The 20,186-nt window shown below is 34.6% G+C and carries 15 protein-coding genes and 1 tRNA gene; 10 read left to right on the forward strand and 6 right to left on the reverse strand.

Annotation, left to right across the window (positions count from 1 at the left end; all coding sequences use genetic code 11):
* Positions 1-31 precede the first annotated feature (31 nt).
* A complete protein-coding gene (locus AAGV28_RS03550) occupies positions 32-856 on the forward strand; it encodes a universal stress protein (protein ID WP_373405446.1) in 825 nt (274 codons plus the stop codon).
* A 153-nt stretch (positions 857-1,009) separates the two neighbouring features.
* On the opposite strand, the gene AAGV28_RS03555 is transcribed toward AAGV28_RS03550, so the two are convergent.
* Positions 1,010-3,277, reverse strand: coding sequence for an acyl-CoA dehydrogenase family protein (locus AAGV28_RS03555; RefSeq protein WP_373405447.1), 2,268 nt, complete (start codon positions 3,275-3,277; stop codon positions 1,010-1,012).
* A 191-nt stretch (positions 3,278-3,468) separates the two neighbouring features.
* A tRNA-Gln gene (locus AAGV28_RS03560) sits at positions 3,469-3,539 on the reverse strand.
* A 216-nt stretch (positions 3,540-3,755) separates the two neighbouring features.
* On the opposite strand from AAGV28_RS03560, the gene AAGV28_RS03565 reads away from it, so the two are divergent.
* A complete protein-coding gene (locus tag AAGV28_RS03565) occupies positions 3,756-7,034 on the forward strand; it encodes a glycosyltransferase family 117 protein (RefSeq protein ID WP_373405448.1) in 3,279 nt (1,092 codons plus the stop codon).
* Positions 7,035-7,125: 91 nt separating this feature from the next.
* Positions 7,126-7,758: a polysaccharide deacetylase family protein gene (locus AAGV28_RS03570; protein ID WP_373405449.1), complete on the forward strand. Its 633-nt coding sequence runs from the start codon at positions 7,126-7,128 to the stop codon at positions 7,756-7,758.
* Between the two features lie 4 nt (positions 7,759-7,762).
* Here AAGV28_RS03570 and AAGV28_RS03575 read toward each other — a convergent pair whose 3' ends face one another.
* Together AAGV28_RS03575 and AAGV28_RS03580 are read right to left on the reverse strand one after the other, a co-directional pair.
* The gene (locus AAGV28_RS03575; protein WP_373405450.1) at positions 7,763-8,059 is read right to left on the reverse strand and encodes a thioredoxin family protein; all 297 of its coding nucleotides are present in this window, start codon (positions 8,057-8,059) and stop codon (positions 7,763-7,765) included.
* Positions 8,060-8,134: 75 nt separating this feature from the next.
* Complete coding sequence (locus tag AAGV28_RS03580) at positions 8,135-9,367, reverse strand: metallophosphoesterase (RefSeq protein WP_373405451.1); 1,233 nt, start codon at positions 9,365-9,367, stop codon at positions 8,135-8,137.
* A 402-nt stretch (positions 9,368-9,769) separates the two neighbouring features.
* Here AAGV28_RS03580 and AAGV28_RS03585 point away from each other — a divergent pair, with 402 nt between their 5' ends.
* The 3 genes from AAGV28_RS03585 to polA all read left to right on the forward strand — a co-directional run bounded on the left by AAGV28_RS03585 (position 9,770) and on the right by polA (position 14,651).
* The gene (locus tag AAGV28_RS03585) at positions 9,770-10,891 is read left to right on the forward strand and encodes a DUF262 domain-containing protein (protein ID WP_373405452.1); all 1,122 of its coding nucleotides are present in this window, start codon (positions 9,770-9,772) and stop codon (positions 10,889-10,891) included.
* Positions 10,888-11,553: an MAE_28990/MAE_18760 family HEPN-like nuclease gene (locus tag AAGV28_RS03590; RefSeq protein ID WP_373405453.1), complete on the forward strand. Its 666-nt coding sequence runs from the start codon at positions 10,888-10,890 to the stop codon at positions 11,551-11,553. Before AAGV28_RS03585 ends, AAGV28_RS03590 begins: the two co-directional genes overlap by 4 nt.
* A 233-nt stretch (positions 11,554-11,786) precedes the next feature.
* Positions 11,787-14,651, forward strand: a complete 2,865-nt coding sequence (gene polA / locus AAGV28_RS03595) for a DNA polymerase I (protein ID WP_373405454.1) — start codon at positions 11,787-11,789, stop codon at positions 14,649-14,651.
* Between the two features lie 80 nt (positions 14,652-14,731).
* On the opposite strand, the gene AAGV28_RS03600 is transcribed toward polA, so the two are convergent.
* Positions 14,732-15,781, reverse strand: coding sequence for a LacI family DNA-binding transcriptional regulator (locus tag AAGV28_RS03600; RefSeq protein ID WP_373405455.1), 1,050 nt, complete (start codon positions 15,779-15,781; stop codon positions 14,732-14,734).
* Between the two features lie 351 nt (positions 15,782-16,132).
* Here AAGV28_RS03600 and rplM point away from each other — a divergent pair, with 351 nt between their 5' ends.
* The 4 genes from rplM to tsf all read left to right on the forward strand — a co-directional run bounded on the left by rplM (position 16,133) and on the right by tsf (position 19,068).
* Positions 16,133-16,588 (forward strand): 50S ribosomal protein L13, encoded by a 456-nt coding sequence (rplM, locus tag AAGV28_RS03605; RefSeq protein WP_373390722.1) that lies wholly within the window; start codon positions 16,133-16,135, stop codon positions 16,586-16,588.
* The gene (gene rpsI, locus AAGV28_RS03610) at positions 16,588-16,974 is read left to right on the forward strand and encodes a 30S ribosomal protein S9 (protein ID WP_024980376.1); all 387 of its coding nucleotides are present in this window, start codon (positions 16,588-16,590) and stop codon (positions 16,972-16,974) included. Before rplM ends, rpsI begins: the two co-directional genes overlap by 1 nt.
* 236 nt (positions 16,975-17,210) lie before the next feature.
* Positions 17,211-17,987, forward strand: coding sequence for a 30S ribosomal protein S2 (rpsB, locus tag AAGV28_RS03615; RefSeq protein WP_373405456.1), 777 nt, complete (start codon positions 17,211-17,213; stop codon positions 17,985-17,987).
* 118 nt (positions 17,988-18,105) lie between these two features.
* The gene (tsf, locus tag AAGV28_RS03620; protein WP_373405457.1) at positions 18,106-19,068 is read left to right on the forward strand and encodes a translation elongation factor Ts; all 963 of its coding nucleotides are present in this window, start codon (positions 18,106-18,108) and stop codon (positions 19,066-19,068) included.
* 64 nt (positions 19,069-19,132) lie between these two features.
* Here tsf and AAGV28_RS03625 read toward each other — a convergent pair whose 3' ends face one another.
* Positions 19,133-20,155, reverse strand: a complete 1,023-nt coding sequence (locus AAGV28_RS03625; protein WP_373405458.1) for a LacI family DNA-binding transcriptional regulator — start codon at positions 20,153-20,155, stop codon at positions 19,133-19,135.
* Positions 20,156-20,186: the final 31 nt, after the last annotated feature.

A 20,186-nucleotide genomic window follows, 5' to 3' on the forward strand; every position in this document is an offset into this window, starting at 1 on the left:
AATTCTAAACCACTCTTAAATCCTGAAAATAATGAAAAAAATACTAGTCCCTACCGATTTTTCAACCCAGGCCGAAAACGCCTTAAAAGTTGCCGCTCAAATAGCCCGAAATAACAATTCGGAAATCCATTTATTGCACATTTTAGAAATTCCCAGCCAGATGAACGATGCCATAACCGGAACTACCCCTATACCCGAAGTGATGTTTTTTATTCAAAAAGCGAAGGAAACCATGCGTTTTATAAAAGAAAAAAGTTTTCTCCAAGGCATCACTGTGATGGACTCCATCAAAATTGAGAAAGCTTCACAAGCCATTATTTCCTACAGCAAAGAACACAAAATGGATTTAGTAATAATGGGCTCCAATGGTACTTCGGGAATTGAAGAAATCATCATTGGTTCCAATACCGAAAAAGTAGTTCGCTTATCCAATGCTCCTGTATTGATTATCAAAGAAGAAATTACTGAATTTAACCCAAAAAACATTGTTTTTGCTTCCGATTTCTCTGAAGAAATAAAAAAACCGTTCGGCAAACTTCTTGACCTAGTATATGCTTTCAATGCACATCTTCATTTAGTAACTATCTGCACACCGAACAGCTTTAAAACCACAGATTTGACTGAAAAAATAGTACAGGAGTTTATTAGTGATTTTGACATAAAAAACTATTCTACACACATTTACAACGATACCAATGTAGAAAAAGGAATAATTAATTTTTCAAACCACATTAATGCCGATTTAATAAGTCTTTGCACACATGGTCGAACTGGACTTTCGCACTTTTTCACTGGAAGTATCAGCGAAGATTTAGCCAATCACGCCTCAAAACCACTTATTGTTTTTAAAATTTAATGTAACAATCAGCAAAAACCCCTTCTATATGTATCATCCTTGTACCATTATTAAATTCTTAGTCCGCTTAGTGAACAGACATAAAACTTAAAACAAAAAAGCTCTAAACATTTTTAATACGTTTAGAGCTTTTTGAATATTTACAACAACTTTTTATCCTACCCCAACAACAATTGGCGCTGCAAGACAAGAATCCGGAATGGCAAAAGCATCGACTAAGGCAACTGCATCCGGTCGAATATCCCAACAAAGCTGATTAACCATTTTTCGAATGGCTTTTGTTTTTATTGCTTCCATGTAACCATCTTCTAAATACCAGGCCTTATTTTTTTCTATTTGCGAAAGCGCATACAATTGATTCAATTTTGTTAAAATTGCTTTACTTTTTTCATCTTCAACAGCTGCGATAGCAATTTGGAATTGTTCCAAAACCACTCGCTCTAAATAAGCCTCTGCCACATCTATCATTTGGTGCTGCACCACATTAAAAGCATCGTAAGCCTCCAAACCATTATCAATTAATTTTTTGATACGCTTAGCAGCCGAAGCCAAAATGGTTTTTTCCCGATGTTGAAAAGCTTGCAAATGAAATTCACTATCCAGCAAATGCTCTTCATCAGTTTTCCGAATCACTAACGGATTTTTCTCTGCAATAGCCGATTTAGCATTTTCATACACATAGTGAATAATCCCAAAAGAACCCATTTCACCAAAAGATTTTCTAAACTCTGCCAGACGATTTTTAGCCACTAACTGCATCAATACGGTATTATCACCTTCAAAAGTGGTATATATTTCGGTATCATTTTTCAAATCATCGATTCTATTTTCAGACAAATACCCCTTTCCACCGCAGGCTTCGCGGCATTCTTGCAAAATTGCCGTTGTACTCCAGGTTGAATACGATTTCAATCCTGCAGCCAAGGCTTCAATTTCTTGCATTTCAGCTTCCGATTTATTGATAAAACGTTGCGTCAAATATTGCAAAGCAAAATGAACCGCATACGTTTTAGCCAGCGGAATCAACAACCTGCGTTGGTGCATTCGATAATTCAAAATCGGAACTTCTGCACCGCCTTCAGGACCAAATTGCTTGCGTTGATCGCTGTATTTTATGGCAATAGTCAATCCACTTTTGGCAGCAGCCAAAGCCGAACGCGGAATTCCAATTCGACCTCCAACCAAAGTTCCCAACATGGTAAAAAAGCGTCTGTTATCACTCGGAATCGGACTTTCAAATTCCCCTTTATCATTGACAGAAGCAAAACGATCTAGCATGTTTTCTTTTGGAATTACCACTTGATCAAAACGAATCGTACCATTATCCACCCCATTCAATCCCATTTTACGACCACAATCTCCGATGGTAATTCCTTTTAAAACCACGCCATTTTCATCCCGCAAAGGCACCACAAAAGCATTCACGCCATGATCCTGTCCTTGAATAATGAGTTTCGCAAAAACAGTTGCCATTTGTCCATGAACCGCTGCATTACCAATGTATTCTTTTTGGGCTTTTTCATGCGGCGTATGAATGGTAAACGTTTGGCTTTCGTGATTGTAAGTAGCCGTTGTTTCCAATCCTTTTACATTCGAACCGTGATGCGTTTCGGTCATAGCAAAACAACCTGGCAATTTTAGTGTACCAATGTCTTTTAGATATTTAGCATAATGTTTTTCGGTTCCTAATGACTGAATGCTCATTCCCCAAAGTCCAAATTGGACTCCAAATTTAATCACCAAGCTCAAATCATGATAACTCAACGTTTCCATAATCGAAAAATAATCAGCTATGTTTTCGCCGCCGCCATATTTTTTAGGATAAGCCATATTCCCGAGGTTTTCATCGGCCAGGATTTGACACCACTCCAATACTTTTTGGCGATAAACGTTTATATCAGTTGAAGTTTCGTATTTAAATTCTGGTCTCGAAATAACCGATTTGACTTTATTAATTATCGGCGCTTGTGCTCCATCTAAAATAGCGGTGATTTTTTGAAAATCAAAGCTAGTTTCTGTATGCGAATTGACGGTATGGGATTTTGCTTTGGTTTTGAAATTACTAACAGCTTCTTCACCCAAAATCCCTAAATCATTTTCGAGTTTTACAAAAGCAATTTCCTTACTCTGAATTACAGCATCATTCTCAGAAAGCACTACCGCAATTTCAAAAATAGATTTTACAGCAGGTTTTTTCTGAATGCTTTGTTCAATTTTATTTTTCCAATTGGTAATATCCTGACGAGACGGCGGATTAGTAATTGTTATTTTCGAAAACAAAAATTCTTTCTCTTCTGCCGAAAGCCAATCTTGCGAATCAATAAAACTTTGTAAGGTGGCAAACTCTTTTTTAGTCAATAAATCATCTGACCATACAATATAGAACAGCGGAATGAAAGCTTGTAATTTGGCGTTTTTCATAAACAAGTATATTTCAATTTAGAAATCCATTTTTATAACAGATTATGAAAATACAGATTATGATTTGTAATTGATGTTAAGATTCTGGTAATTTTAGAATAGAGAAAAATTTATTCCTACGCATTTCACTAGGCCACAAAAAACAAAACCCCGTAAACGTTATGTTTACAGGGTTCTTTTTAATTTGCTAGTTGGTCTACAAGGACTCGAACCTTGAAAGACTGCACCAAAAACAGTTGTGTTACCATTACACCATAGACCAGCAGTGCTTTATTGCGAGTGCAAATTTACAAGCTTTTTCAGTTTACACAAACTTTTTTATATATTTTTTCAAAAAAAGATTTAAAAAAGAAAAATACGCCTCATAATCAACAATTTAAAAAAGCCAATAGTTTTGTAGAAAATTTTGTTAATGGCTATATCCTTAAATAAAAAAACATTTTCTTTGTAACTCGAAAAATTAACTAAAATTTACTACATGAATAAGGAGTCTTTCAATTTCAAAAAATGGAATACTATTCTAGGATGGATTGCATTTGGAATCGCATTAATAACCTATTCTCTTACTGTTGAGCCCACAATGAGTTTTTGGGATTGTGGAGAATACATTGCCACAGCAGCTAAATTAGAAGTAGGACATCCACCTGGAGCTCCTTTGTTTCAAATGATTGGCGCTTTTTTCGCGATGTTTGCTACTAGTGTAGAACATGTTGCTTTAATGGTCAATATGACTTCCGTTTTTTCGAGTGCCTTTACCATTCTTTTTATGTTTTGGTCTTCTACTATGATTTTGAGAAGAATCGTCAATAACTCTGAAGAAGTGAATAAAAGCAACGACATTGTCATTTTAGGAAGTTCGTTTGTAGGCGCTTTAGCTTATACTTTTTCGGATAGTTTTTGGTACAATGCTGTTGAAGCCGAAGTTTACGCTATGGCATCTTTGTTTATTGCATTGCTTTTTTGGCTTGGATTACGCTGGGAACAAGACATGGACAAACCAAGAGGAAACAAATGGTTGTTAATCATTTCTTTGGTAACTGGTCTATCATTTGGAGTTCACTTTATGGCATTGTTAACCATTCCTGCAATCGGATTTTTATATTATTTTAAAAATTATAAAACGGTAACCATTAAAAATTTCATTATTGCCAATGTAGTAGTGGTATCGGTTTTATTATTTATTTTCAAATTATTACTTCCTTTAACGATGGCGTTTTTTGCAAAAACAGAAGTTTTTACCGTGAACAGCCTCGGAATGCCTTTTGATTCTGGAACTATTTTAGCTGCATTAGCCTTAATAGCTGCTTTCTACTTTGGAATAAAATACACTAAAGAAAAAGGATTAGTGACTTACAACACCCTTATTCTTTGTGTCTTATTTATATTAATTGGATTCTCAACTTGGTTGATGTTACCTATCCGTGCCAATGCTAATGTGATTATCAACGAGAACAAACCATCGGATGCCCGTGAGGTTTTGGCTTATTACAACAGAGAACAATACGGTTCTAATCCGTTGTTTTACGGTCCGCAATACACCGAAACTTTTGCAGGATTAGACCCAAAAACACCGTATCGTGACAAAGCACCTAACTACGAGAGAGATTACAAAACAGGAAAATACGTTATTGTAAACAACTACAAAAACGCTGAACAAAACAGTGATGATGCTCAAAAAACATTCTTACCTAGAATGTGGAGCACGGAGCACATTGCAAATTATATCAATTTTACCAATCCGCCTCAATTTACCATCAACCCCAATTATCCTTATGAGAATGATTTGGCAAAATACGGAATTGACGCTAGTCAATTATCTGAAGAAGATTACAATAGAGCAACAGCACAATTAAGAAACGAGGTTGAAAAAACCATTGGCGAATTCAGAAAAGCTTATGCTCAAAAACAAATTGACAATGATGGCTATGTAAAATTCTTAAGAAGCTACGGCGATTACCTAATCATTGAAAAACCGACTACTACAGACAACCTTAGTTTTATGGTCGAATACCAGTTTGGTTACATGTACTGGAGGTATTTAATGTGGAATTTTGTGGGGCGTCAAAGCGATAACCAGGGAAGATACGACCATCAAGATGGAAACTGGTTGAGCGGAATCTCCTTTATCGATAACATTCATTTAGGTTCACAAGACAATTTACCTAGTGATGCCTTAAACAACAAAGGTCGAAATGTGTATTATTTCATTCCTTTTATTTTAGGGCTTATTGGATTAATGTATCACGCAAGCAAAGATTTAAAAAGCTTTTATGTATTATTTGTTTTATTTCTTTTCACTGGATTAGCATTAAAAATTTACCTCAACGAAAGACCTTTCGAGCCTAGAGAGAGAGACTACGCTTTAGTAGGTTCATTTTATGTATTTGCCATTTGGATTGGATTAGGAGTTTATTCTTTGTATGAAAGCGCCAAAAAATATTTGTCTCCTAGAATTGCTGGGCCAGTAATTATAGCAGCTACTTTATTGAGTGCACCTGTTTTGATGGCTTCGCAAAACTGGGATGACCACGATCGTTCTGGAAAATATACTGCCTTAGCAATGGCAAAAGCTTATTTGAATTCTTGTGATCCTAATGGTATTTTATTCACCATTGGAGATAACGACACCTTCCCGCTTTGGTATGCACAAGAAATCGAAGGTATTAGAACCGATATAAAAATCGTAAATACAAGTCTTTTCATGACCGATTGGTATATTGACCAAATGAAAACCAAAACTTACGAATCAGACCCATTACCAATTTCGTTTACACACGATCAATATGTGGGTGATAAACTGGATTATGTGGTAAGTATTCCAAAGACAAAAAGCCGTTGGAGTGTAAAAAGTCTTATGGATTTTATCAAAAACCCAAAATCAACTGTTGAAATGCAAAATGGACAAACCATTCATTTCTTTCCAACAAATCAGGTTAGAATCCCAGTTGACAAAAACACCATCATCAAAAACAAAATTGTTGCTGAGAAAGATTACGATTCTATTGTTCCTTACATCGATATTGATATTAAAGGAAATGCTTTATACAAAAATCGTTTAATGATGTTAGATATGGTTGCCAATAACAATTGGAAACGACCAATCTACTTTAGTGGTGGAGCATTCGACGATGAAGAATACTTATGGATGAAGGATTATCTTCAACTAGATGGTATGGTTTACAAATTAGTCCCTATTAGAACTACTATTCCTAAGGATGGAAATCCAATGGAAATGGGACAAATTGATTCTGAAAAAATGTACAACATTATCATGAAATGGGATTGGGGCAATAGTGATGGAGACATCTATCACGATCCAGAAACGCGTCGTGAGAGTATTACCTACAGAACCAATCTTTCCCGATTAATGAACCAGTTAATTGTAGAAGGCAAAATAGAAAAAGCGAAGAAAGTGATCAATTTGGCTATGGAAAAAATGCCAGTAGATAAGTTTGGTTATTACTCTTTACTTGAACCATTTGCAAACGGTTATTACCAAGTAGGCGAAACAGCTAAAGCACATGCACTTCTTGATAAATTGACAGGAAAATACAAAGAAAACCTGAATTATTACAGCAAAATGAGTGCTGTTGATCAATCGGGTATTGTGATTGATATTGTAACTGATATTGAGCGTTACAGAGCTTTACTACAAGTAATGAAGAATAACAACGACACTGCGTTTTTTCAAAAACACAGGACTGCTTTCAATACGTATGTTGATATTTTCGAACGTTTTGAACGTGACAAAGAATAGTAAAGTATAAACTTGATTTCATAAAAAATGTAGCAATCCCATCAAAAAAGATTGCTGCATTTTTTTTATCTTTAATTCAAATGTTTTTCAAATGAAAGCCTATTGGGTCAAAACACACCGTATCATCAAAAAACTATTTCCAGATTACGTTTGGAATATTCCTAATAATGACAACAAAATCTATCTTACTTTTGATGACGGACCAACACCCGAAATAACACAATGGGTTTTACATCAATTAGAACAATACAACGCCAAAGCTACTTTTTTTTGCATTGGTAAAAACATTACAGCAAATCCTGAAATCTTTAATCATATAGTAGAAAAAGGACACAGCATAGGCAATCACACCCAAAATCATTTGAATGGATGGAAAACAAGTACTAGCGAGTATATAGAAAATAGTTTGCAGTGTTCAGAAATCAGTAAGCAGTTTGAAAACAATAAACTTTTCCGTCCACCGTATGGCAAAATAAAAGCCGCCCAAGCTAAAAAACTCCGACAACAAGGCTATAAAATAATTATGTGGGATGTGCTTAGCGCCGATTTTGACCAAAGCATTACTAAAGAAGAATGTTTGAATAATGTGCTTTTCAATACGCAATCAGGTAGTATTATCGTATTTCACGACAGCCAAAAAGCGTTTAAAAATCTACAGTATACCTTACCTAAAGTGCTTCAACATTTAGCTGAAAACCACTTTTCTTTCGGGGTAATAAAGTAGTGAATTAAAGTTGTTCTTGCACAATAGTAATAAGCGAATTAGCATCTAATTCTCCTGATTGTCTCCAAACCATTTGACCGTTTTTGTAAACCATCAAAGTAGGTACACCTTTAATTCTTAACGCATCGGCTAGTTCTTGATTTTTATCCACATCAATCTTTATCACCTTTGCTTTATCTCCTAAAGCAGCCGCAACATCTCTAATAACATCATGCATAGCAACCGAAGATTCATTCCAATCTGTGTAGAAATCAATTAACACAGGTACATGTGCACTTATAAGTTCTCCAAATTTTGACATAAAACCAAGAATTAATTTTTTTAAATCTAAGAAAAATAAAGTTTCTTCACATACAAATGTAGCATTTTTAACGAATTATGTTACTTTATCTCCTTTTTTTAGTTCGATAACTGTAATTTCAGGCATAATTCCTACTCTACCAGGGTAAGCATGAAAGCCAAAACCTCTATTTACATACACATAACGCCCTAAATGCTCATACAAACCTGCCCATTGTGTATAGACATATTGTGCCAAACTCCACTTAAAATATCCCGGAATTTCAATTCCAAATTGCATTCCGTGTGTGTGTCCCGAAAAGGTTAAATGAAAATTCTTCTCATGTTCTTTTATCTCAAGATCCCAATGACTCGGGTCGTGACTCATCAAGATTTTAAAATCTTTATCATCTACTGCTTCCGAAGCTTTTTTCAAATCTCCGGCTTTCTTAAAATTATTTCCCCAGTTTTCAACACCCACTAAGGCTATTCTATCGTTTCCTTTTTCTAAAAACTGATGTTCATTCAACATCAACTTAAAATCAATTTGTCCGTACAACTCTTTAATTTCCTTAAAGTTTTGTTCTTTCTCCGCTTCCGTTGGCCAGTTTACATATTCGCCATAATCATGATTTCCTAGAACCGAATATTTACCGTATTTATGCTCTTTAATTCGTTTAAAAGTTTCAATCCACGGATGCATTTCATTAGCATGCGTATTCACAATATCACCCGTAAATAAAATCATATCTGAATTTTGCTCATTAATCAAATCAATAGCATAATTTATTTTATCCGGATTGTCAAAACTCCCCGAATGCACGTCCGAAATTTGAGTAATCGTAAAACCATCAAAAGCCTCTGGCAAATCAGGAAAAAAAATACGCTGTTTGATTACTTTATAATTGTATTTCCCTATAGTTACTCCATACAACAAAGACAAAAACGGAATCGCAGCCAAGCCTAAACCCAACTGACTTATAAATTTTCGTCTCGAACCTAAAAAATCTTCATTATCATACTCTACAAAATAATTAGCTGAACCCATTATCACTCTAAATATATCTTCGCACAACAACACAATTCCCAAGATAATTTTAGGAACATACACCACCAGCATCAAGCCCATTGTAAACATCATTCCTCGCGTTTGACCCACCGAACGATCAAAACTAAAAAAGCCAAAAACAATATAAACCAAAATAGCCAAGCTCAGCAAACCGTATGCTACTAAAAACCATTTTTCTTTTAAAACTGTTTTAAAAACCTGAAAAGCATAGACCTCCACCACCAAAAGAAACACTATAAAAAATAGCAACCTAAACCCCATCTTAATACATTTTTACACAAAATAACAACATCTGACTCTTATTTTAGAAAATCTTAAATAAACTTTAACTTGATACAATTAATTTTAGGAGCAGAACGGTAAAATATTTAATACCATTCCCTCCTGCTCTCCGCTCTATCTCTTGTTTAGCTATCGCAAAACAAGAGGATACCGCTGCGATCAGGGCTAGTTATAACGATTTGATTTCTTAATTACTTTTGTAAGAATATTTTAATATATTTGGGAAATAGTTTTACGAAACAAAACTTCGCCAATCTACCCAAATTTGGGTGTATATACGAAGGTTTATTTCGCTTATAAACAAGTTATGCGTCAGGCTATACTGCACTGAATCTAAGATGAGAGTTCAAAACAGAAATTAACAATATAATCAAAAAAATAATGGCACTACAGGATGAAATTGTAATCAAGAAAAAAGACATTAGCACTGATGGTTATCCTATGTCGATTGGTGAACTTATAAACTTATACAAGGATGATGAACTTGATATCCATCCAGAGTTTCAAAGATTTTTTAGATGGACACCAACCCAAAGAACAAAGCTCATAGAAAGTATTTTACTAGGTATTCCAATTCCATCAATTTTTGTTTCACAAAGAAAAGATGGTGTTTGGGACGTTGTTGATGGATTGCAAAGACTTTCCACAATTTTTGAATTCATTGGCATTCTTAAAGATGAAAACAAAGAAGCATTACCCGCAAGTAGACTTGTTAAAACAGATTATCTTCCATCGTTAGACGGAAAAGTTTGGGAAGATGATGCCGATCCTGAAAATTCTTTAGATTCTGCAATGAGAATTGCATTCAAGAGGGAAAAAATTGATGTAAAAATTGTAAAAAAAGAAAGTGATGATTCTATAAAATTTGAACTGTTTCAACGATTAAATACTCTTGGTTCAAAATTGTCTGACCAAGAAGTAAGAAACTGCCTTTTGGTTATGTTAGATAAAACATTCTATGAATGGCTAAAATCACTAGCTGATGACGAACATTTTCTAAATACAATTTCAATAACAGACAGACTTGTTAGAGAAAAATATAATATGGAACTAGCTCTTCGATTTATAATTCTAAGTATCATAGACCCAAATGAAGTAAAAAGTGTTACTGACTTCAGCGAATTTATTACAAACAAAATGGTTGATATTGCTGGAAACCCTCAATTTAATCGAGGTGAGATGGAGACAAAATTCCGTCAGACTTTTTTATTACTTGACAATGTTTTTGCAGACTCAACATTTCAAAAATATAGCGATGTTAAGGGTCGATTTGAAGGTAAATTTTTGGTAGCAGCATTCGAGGCAATTGCAATTGGACTTGGCAAGAACATCCAACAATGGATAGCGATTGATTATAATGATGATGTTAAGGAATCCCTGATTTCAAAAGTAAAAGAAATCTGGGCAGATGGCAGTTTTCAAGCAAGATATGGTTCTGGTGTCAATGTAACCTCAAGAGTTCCTACTCTTCTTCCATTAGGTGAAAATATTTTGCGCCCATGAAAATTAAAAGTAAAGAAGAATTAATTGATAATTTAACAGCAGACTTGGCGTGGAGAAAAAAAGAATTAACAACATTATATAATAATGTTGAAACCGCAAATTCAAAAAATCTACCAACTGCATTACGTTGTGCGTCTGTATTGTTATATGCTCATTGGGAAGGGTTTGTGAAAAATTCAGCGGAAAGCTATTTAACTTATATTAAATTTCAAAAGCTGAATCTCAATCAAGTAAATTCAAATATTTTAGCATTATCACTCAAACAGAAAATATCGGAATTTTCTATAACAAATAAAGCAACATTGCATGTTAAGTTTATTGACTTTTTTCAAAACAACCTTAACGAAAAAGCTTCGTTTTCCGAAACCGATTCAATTAAGACACAATCAAACTTAAACTCAAATATATTAAAAGAAATATTTACGACAATTGGTTTAGATATTACTAATTATGACCTTAAGTCAAATCTAATTGACAAACAATTAATAAAATATAGAAATGATATCGCACATGGAAATCAACCACCGTTAAATAAACAAGAATATAAAATTTTACATGGAGAAATCATAACTATGTTAGACAATATCCATACAGACATTAGTAATTCAGCTGTTCTCGATAAATTCAAAAAGACAATTCAAATTATTAATGAAATAAACTAGCATGCAAAAAGCCCGAACGCATAACAGCCCCCGCTACCGCACGAATCCTTTCGTGTGGTACGTTTAACTAATCTTTGCGGAGCTACTTGATGAGATCCCTCATTCTTCGGGATGACAAGATTGAGGAAAAATCACTTATTCACCAATAAACCAATCTCAACAAAGCAATTAGAAATAATCATAAAGTAAATGGAATTCTATATTTTTACATTTTAAATTCAATTTACACTGCAATGTCACAAAAACGTCTTTTTCTACTCGATGCCTATGCTTTAATTTTTAGAGGATATTATGCCTTTATTAAAAATCCAAGAATCAACTCTAAGGGTATGGATACATCGGCCATTATGGGATTTATGAATTCGTTGATGGATGTAATTAAGCGTGAAAAACCAGACCATCTGGCGGTAGCTTTTGACAAAGGCGGCAGCGATTTACGTAACGAATGGTTTCCTGAATACAAAGCCAATCGTGATGCGACACCCGAAGCCATCAAGATTGCCGTTCCTTATATCCAAGCCTTATTGAACGCCATGCACATTCCGATTATTGAAGTGGCAGGCTATGAAGCCGATGATTTGATAGGAACGATTGCCAAACAAGCCGAAAAACAAAACTACAAAGTCTTTATGGTTACGCCTGATAAGGATTTTGCCCAATTGGTTTCGGAAAATATTTTTATGTACAAACCCGCTCGTATGGGCAACGGAATTGAGATTTGGGGAATTCCCGAGGTATTAGAAAGATTTGAAATCCAAAGACCAGAGCAAGTAATTGACTATCTGGGAATGATGGGTGATTCTGCCGATAACATCCCTGGATTACCCGGTGTAGGAGAAAAAACAGCTAAAAAATTCCTGGCTGAATACGGCACTATCGAAAATTTATTGGCTAATACACACCAACTTAAAGGCGCAATAAAAACCAAAATTGAAGCCAATGCCGAACTGGGATTGTTGTCGAAAAAACTAGCTACTATTCTGTTAGATTGTCCAGTTGTTTTCAATGAAGAAGACTATGAACTTTCGACTCCTGATGTAGAAAAAACAGATGCTTTATTCAACGAATTGGAGTTTAGAAGAATGGCAGAACAGTTTGATGCTATATTCCTCCCCCCAGCCACCTCCGAAGGAGGGGGAGGCAGAACGGCTCCCGAACCTGATGCTAAATTGTATAAAAAACCACAACCTAAGAACGAAGAGCAGTTCGACCTTTTTTCAAGTACACTTCCTACTCATGATAGCGAAGTATCGCACTTGCAATTTTATAGTAAGCTGGAAAACACACCACATTCGTACCAAATCATTCAAGGCGATTTAGGAATTAGATTATTGTTGCAAAACTTACAAAAACAAACTTCTGTTTGCTTTGATACCGAAACCACTGGACTGGATGCTTTGCATGCAGAATTAGTTGGAATCTCATTTTCTTACGAAAAAGGAAAAGGATTTTACGTTCCGTTTCCTGAAAATCAGGAAGAAGCCAAAGTTTTGGCGGAGAAATTCATTCCGTTTTTCGAAAATGCAGAAATTGAAAAAATTGGTCAGAATATCAAATACGATTTAAAAATACTCGCTAATTACGGTATTCGCGTAGCTGGAAAATTATTCGATACGATGATTGCGCATTATTTGATTAATCCTGATATGCGTCATAATATGGATATTTTATCAGAGACTTATTTAAAATATTCGCCAAAATCCATTGAAGACTTAATTGGAAAGAAAGGAAAAAATCAGAAATCGATGCGCGAAGTTGCATTGGAAGATATCAAAGAATATGCTGCTGAAGATGCCGATGTCACTTTTCAATTAAAAGAATTATTTGCTGTAGAATTAGAAAAAACAGCCACTCAAAAACTATTTGACGAAATCGAAATCCCACTTGTTCCTGTTCTTGCAGCGATGGAAACCGAAGGAATCAACTTAGATGTTCCGTTTTTGAAAAGCATGTCAGTGGAAATGGCTGTTGAAAGCAATGCTTTGGAACAAAAAATATACGAAACGGCTGGAGAGAAATTCAATTTGGCATCGCCAAAACAACTCGGTGATATTTTATTTGACAAAATGAAAATTGGAGGTGCCAAACAAAAGAAAACCAAAACAGGACAGTATGCCACTGGTGAAGAAGTGTTGAGTTATCTGGCTAATGAACACGAAATTGTACGCGATATTCTGGAATGGCGACAAATGGTAAAACTCCAAAGCACTTATATTGATGCATTACCAAACCAGGTTGACGCAAAAACAGGACGCGTTCATACTGATTATATGCAAACCGTAGCGGCAACAGGACGTTTGAGTTCGAATAATCCAAACTTGCAAAACATTCCTATTCGTACCGAAAGAGGGCGATTGATTCGTAAAGCCTTTATTGCTCGTGATGAAAATTACACCTTAGTTTCTGCCGATTACTCTCAGATAGAATTACGTGTCATTGCTGCACTAAGTGGCGAAGAAAACATGATTAAAGCGTTCCAAAACAATGAAGACATTCACAAATCGACTGCTTCTAAGGTTTTCAATGTGCCGCTGGAAGAAGTGACTCGTGAACAACGTAGTCATGCAAAAACAGTAAACTTCGGAATTATCTATGGAGTTTCGGCTTTTGGTCTTTCGAATCAAACGAATCTTTCCCGTTCTGAAAGCGCCGATTTGATTGAAGCGTATTACAAATCGTATCCAAGGTTGAAATCGTATATCGGCGAGCAAATTGATTTTGCCAGAGATAATGGTTATGTGCAAACGGTTTTAGGACGTCGCAGGTATTTAAAAGACATCAATTCGCAAAATGCTATTGTGCGCAGTGGTGCCGAACGTAATGCGGTTAACGCTCCTATTCAAGGTTCGGCGGCTGATATTATCAAAATTGCGATGATTAATATTCATAATAAATTGATTTCGCCGAATCCCGATGGTTCGGGATGGAAATCGAAAATGTTATTGCAGGTACATGATGAATTGGTGTTTGACGTTCACAACTCCGAATTAGAAAAAATCCAACCGATGATTAAAGCCGAAATGGAAAATGCTTTTAAACTAGAAGTCCCTTTGGTTGTTGATTTAGGAATGGGAAAAAATTGGTTGGAAGCGCATTAATAAAGCTAGCAGTGTTCAATTTTTAGTAGGCAGTAACATTAGCGGAATAATATCAAACTTTAAACAAAAAATCCATTTCTTTACTTTTTAGAAATGGATTTTTTTTTCGTTTTAGAAGATTCTCTTTCTTTTAGATTGGTTTTTATAACTACCGTTTGATAAGGCAATTCATTTTCTTCATCGGCTTCTAAACGCTGAATTAGCAATTTGGCAGCTACTTCACCAATTTCTACTCCGTGCTGACTTACTGTACTTAAACTTGGTGTTAATCGTCTGGAAGCTAAAATTCCGTCAGCAAAACCAATGATGGATAACTCTTCAGGAATTTTATAGCCTTTTTTAATTCCGACTTTCAATGCGGCAACCGAATCGCGCTCGTCTAAAGCAAAAACACCATCAATAGTATTGTTTTCGAAAATAGCATCTATTCTTTTTTTCATATCTTCTTCAGAATTGGTACGAAGAATAATATTTTCATTAACTGCAATGCCATTATCTGCCAAGGCCTTCAAATAACCTTCAGTTCTTAGTTTACCCACACTTAAATCATCAACCGAAGAAATCAACGCAATGTTTTTGCAACCTGTATCAATTAATCGTTGGGTAACATTTAATGCCGAATCGTAATCGTCTACCACTACTTTATCACATTCTACTTCATCAGCAATACGGTCAAACATGACAATAGGTGTTCCTTCGTTTATAATATCTGTAAAATGAGAGTAATCTTGTAGCTTTTGTGCTTCTTCTGAAACTGATAAAATAAAACCATCGGTGGTTCCATTGCTTAACATTTCTAAAGTATTAATTTCTTTGACAATGGATTCGTTCGAAATACAAGTAATGACATTATATCCTTTTTCATCCGCTACTTTTTCAATACCACTAAAAACTTTGGCAAAAAAAGAATTCAAAATATTTGGAATAATAACTCCTATGGTTTTTGTCTTTCTGTTTTTTAAATTCAAACCAATGATATTGGGTTTGTAATTTTTGAGTTTAGCATACTCTTTAATCTTAATTTTAGTTTGACTACTAATCTCCGGACTATCATTCAGTGCTTTAGAAACTGTAGAAACAGAAACATTCAATTCTTTGGCAATTTGCTTCAGTGTTGCTTTAACTTTCATAATGAATTAGTGTCTTAGTATTAGTATTTTGTTAATAGAGATATGGAAAATATTGAAAAAAAAAATACTTTTTTATATCTAAAAGATAATGGTAATTATCCCCTTATTTCCGTGACAAGATTGCAAGATAATCAAATTATTTCTCAAATCAAATGTAAGATAAATTTAGAACCAAAGCACGAAGTGTAATTACAAAAAAGATGTTCTCAAAAGCCCGATAAATATCCAATTGATTATCAGCACAAAAACCCGAAAAAATTATTCATTTAAGGTATTTGGTTTTAAAATAATTAATTGTACTTTTGCAACCCCTTTATTGGGGATGGAATGTTTAATTAAAAAATTTTTATTGTGAACGCATTAAGCTACAAGACAATTTCAACTACAAAGGCAAACTCTACTAAAGAGTGGATCGTTGTAGATGCAGAGGGTCATAACTTAGGACGTCTTGCTTCTAAAGTCGCTATGATTTTAAGAGGAAAGTACAAACCAAGCTATACCCCACACGTGGACTGTGGAGATAACGTAATTGTTATCAACTCAGAGAAAATCAACCTTACAGGTAACAAAATGGACGAGAAAATTTACATGCGTCACACAGGTTATCCAGGAGGACAAAGAACTTTAACTGCTAAAGTATTGCAATCTAAAAACCCTGCAGCTTTAGTTGAAAAAGCAGTAAAAGGAATGTTACCTAAGAACAAATTAGGAGCTGAACTTTTCAGAAATTTAAATGTTGTTGTTGGTTCTGAGCACAAACAAGCTGCCCAAAAACCAAGAACTGTTAACCTAAACGATCTTAAGTAATGGGAGTTATTCACAAAATCGGTAGAAGAAAAACCGCTGTTGCACGTGTTTATGTTTCAGAAGGAACAGGAGTAATCACTGTAAACAAAAAAGAATTTGCAACTTATTTCCCTACAGCTACTTTACAGTACAAAGTAATGCAACCAATGTCTATGACAGAAAACGCATCTAACTTTGACGTAAAAGTAAATGTTTACGGAGGTGGTGTAACTGGTCAGGCAGAAGCTGTAAGAATGGCAATCGCTCGCGCAATGTGTGAAGTAAATGCAGAAAACAGAGGAGTTTTGAAACCAGAAGGTTTATTGACAAGAGATCCAAGAATGGTTGAACGTAAGAAATTCGGTCAGAAGAAAGCTCGTAAGAGATTCCAATTCTCTAAACGTTAATATTGCCTGTCTTGTTCACAGGAGCAAGACTTTATTGAATTTATTATTGAATTTAAACAATGTTGTTGTTGTCTCACTGAGGTGAGAAATTAGTTTAGCATCTAAATGATACATATTGAAAGATTGAAAAATTAAAAGATTGAAAAATTACACAACAAATCTTTAAATCTTTAAATCATTTGAATCTTTAAATTAAATGGACATTGCTAATCAACAGAACGTAAACTAAAGAAAAAATGTCAAACAAAGTAGAAGTAAAAGAATTACTAGAAGCAGGTGTTCACTTTGGACACATGACTAGAAAATGGGATCCAAACATGGCTCCTTACATATATATGGAGCGTAATGGTATTCACATTATCAACCTATATAAAACTGCAGCTAAAATTGAAGAAGCTAACGAAGCTTTGAAAAAAATTGCTGCATCAGGTAGAAAAATATTATTTGTTGCTACCAAAAAACAAGCAAAAGACATCGTTGCCGAAAAAGCAGCTGCTGCAAACATGCCTTACATCACTGAAAGATGGCCTGGTGGAATGTTAACAAACTTTGTTACTATCCGTAAAGCAGTAAAAAAAATGGCTACTATTGATAAAATGAAGAAAGATGGTACTTTCATGACGTTATCTAAAAAAGAGCGTTTACAAGTAGATCGTCTTCGTGCTAAATTAGAAAAAAACTTAGGTTCAATCGCTGATATGTCTAGACTTCCAGCTGCATTGTTCGTAGTAGATATCAAAGCTGAGCACATCGCAATAAAAGAAGCTCAAAAATTAAACATTCCAGTTTTCGCAATGGTTGATACTAACTCTGATCCACGTGAAGTAGATTACGTTATCCCAGCCAATGATGATGCTTCTAAATCAATTGACAAAATTTTATCTTTAGTAACTGCTGCAGTTATCGAAGGACTTTCTGAAAGAGGTTCTGAAAAAGAAACTGCTGAGGTTGTTGCTGAAGAAGCTGCTGCTCCAGTAGCAACTGAAACTGCTGCTCCAGCAACTGAAGAATAATAGAATTAAAACAATTTAAAGATTGAAAGATTTAAAGATTATTTAAAGTGTCTAAAAAAAATTAGCACTAAATTTAATTTTTAAATCTTTCAATCTTTTAATCTTTAAATAAAAAATTATGGCAACAATTACTGCTGCAGACGTAAATAAATTAAGACAAACTACAGGTGCCGGAATGATGGACTGTAAAAAAGCTTTAGTTGAAGCGGATGGCGATTTCGATAAAGCGATACAAAACCTTAGAGAAAAAGGACAAAAAGTAGCTGCTAACCGTTCTGATCGTGAGTCTTCTGAAGGAGCTGCTGTTTCTTTTATCAATGCTGACAATACTAAAGGAGCTATCATTACTTTAAACTGCGAAACAGATTTCGTAGGTAAGAATGAAACTTTCGTAACTTTAGCTAAAGAATTAGTTGAAAGAGCAATCAATTTCTCTTCTAAAGAGGAATTCTTAGCTTCAGATTTCAACGGAATCACTGTTGCTGAAAAATTAATCGAGCAAACCGGTGTTATTGGTGAAAAAATCGAAATCGGTGGTTTTGAAATTTTAGAAGGTGCTTTTGTTGGATCTTATGTTCACGTAAACAAAATTGCTGCATTAACTGCTATCTCTGCTGCTGTAGCTAACGCAGAAGTTTTGACTAAAGATATCTCTATGCAAGTAGCATCAATGGGAGCTGATACATTATCTTACAAAGATTTTGACCCTGCTTTCGTTGCTTCTGAACTAGCTGCACGTATTGCTATCATCGAAAAAGAAAATGAAGAAGCAAAACGTTTAGGAAAAACTTTAAAAAATGTTCCTAAATATATTTCTTACTCTCAATTAACTCCAGAAGTTTTAAAACAAGCGGAAGAAGATGCTAAAGCTGAATTAAAAGCGGAAGGGAAACCAGAACAAATTTGGGACAAAATTATCCCAGGAAAAGTACAACGTTTCATTTCTGACAACACTACTTTAGACCAGGAAAAAGCTTTACTAGATCAAAACTTCATCAAAGATGACAGTAAAAAAGTAGGTGATTATGTTAAAGGATTCAATGTTGAAATTTCAGGTTTCAAAAGAGTTGCTTTAGGTTAATTCCAAACCTCTTTATCATAAATTAAAAGCGATTTGAAAAATTCAAATCGCTTTTTTTATACTATCATCTCATACTTGATTCTCGTACAATTACGCCTGTTTTTAATTCAACTATTTTTGGTTCAAATACCTTTCCTTCTTTTCTACATAGGATCTCTTCTAACAATAAAGCAAATGCGGCAACGCCCATTTCATAACTCGGTTGATCAACAGTACTTAATTTTGGTGTGATTACCTGAGAAACAAGCCAATTACTAAAACCAATTACAGCAATTTGGTTAGGCACTTGAATTCCTTTTTCATTAAAATAAGCCAAAACACCAACTGCAACCAAATCTGTGATAACAAAAATACCATCAATCCCCTTATCCTCTTCTAAAATTTGTTTGGCAAATTCGACTCCTTGTTCAAAAGTGATGCTTTTACAGGAATAAACCAATGTAGAATCAAAAGGAATTCCATTCTTTTCTAAAGCTTTTTTATATCCCAGAAAACGATCTATAGAATTTTGCGGATTTTCAAGACCCCGAATATGAGCAATTTTTTTACAACCCATGTCAATTAAATGCTGAACGGCTTCCATGGCAGCTTTTTGATCATTAATAATGACTTTTGAACTAGGAATTAATTTCGAAATTTTATCAAATTGCACAAAAGGAATCTCTTTGTAAAGAATATCCTTTATATGAGCATCATTATTTGATTCATTAGACAGCGACATGATAATCCCATCTACTCTTTTGTTAATTAGGAGCGCTACTTGTTTTTTTTCTAATTCTAAGGATTCATTAGACTGAAGAATAATTACCAAATAACCATGTTTCTCGGCCTCTGCAATAATTCCATTAACAACACCAGAAAAAAAATGATGTACCACTTCGGGGATAATTAGACCAATTGTCTTAGACTCCTTAGTTCTTAAATTTACAGCGAAACTATTGGGCATATAATGCAACTCTTCAGCAAGTGCCACAACAGCTTTTCTTGTTTTTTCACTAACATCTGGATAATTTTTTAAAGCTTTTGAAACAGTGGTAATCGATATACCTAAAGTAGTTGCTATTTCTTTTAAGGTGGCTTCTTTCATAAAACAAATATCGTAAAAACTTTGTGAAATC

Source organism: Flavobacterium zubiriense (assembly GCF_041729725.1).
GTDB lineage: Bacteria > Bacteroidota > Bacteroidia > Flavobacteriales > Flavobacteriaceae > Flavobacterium > Flavobacterium zubiriense.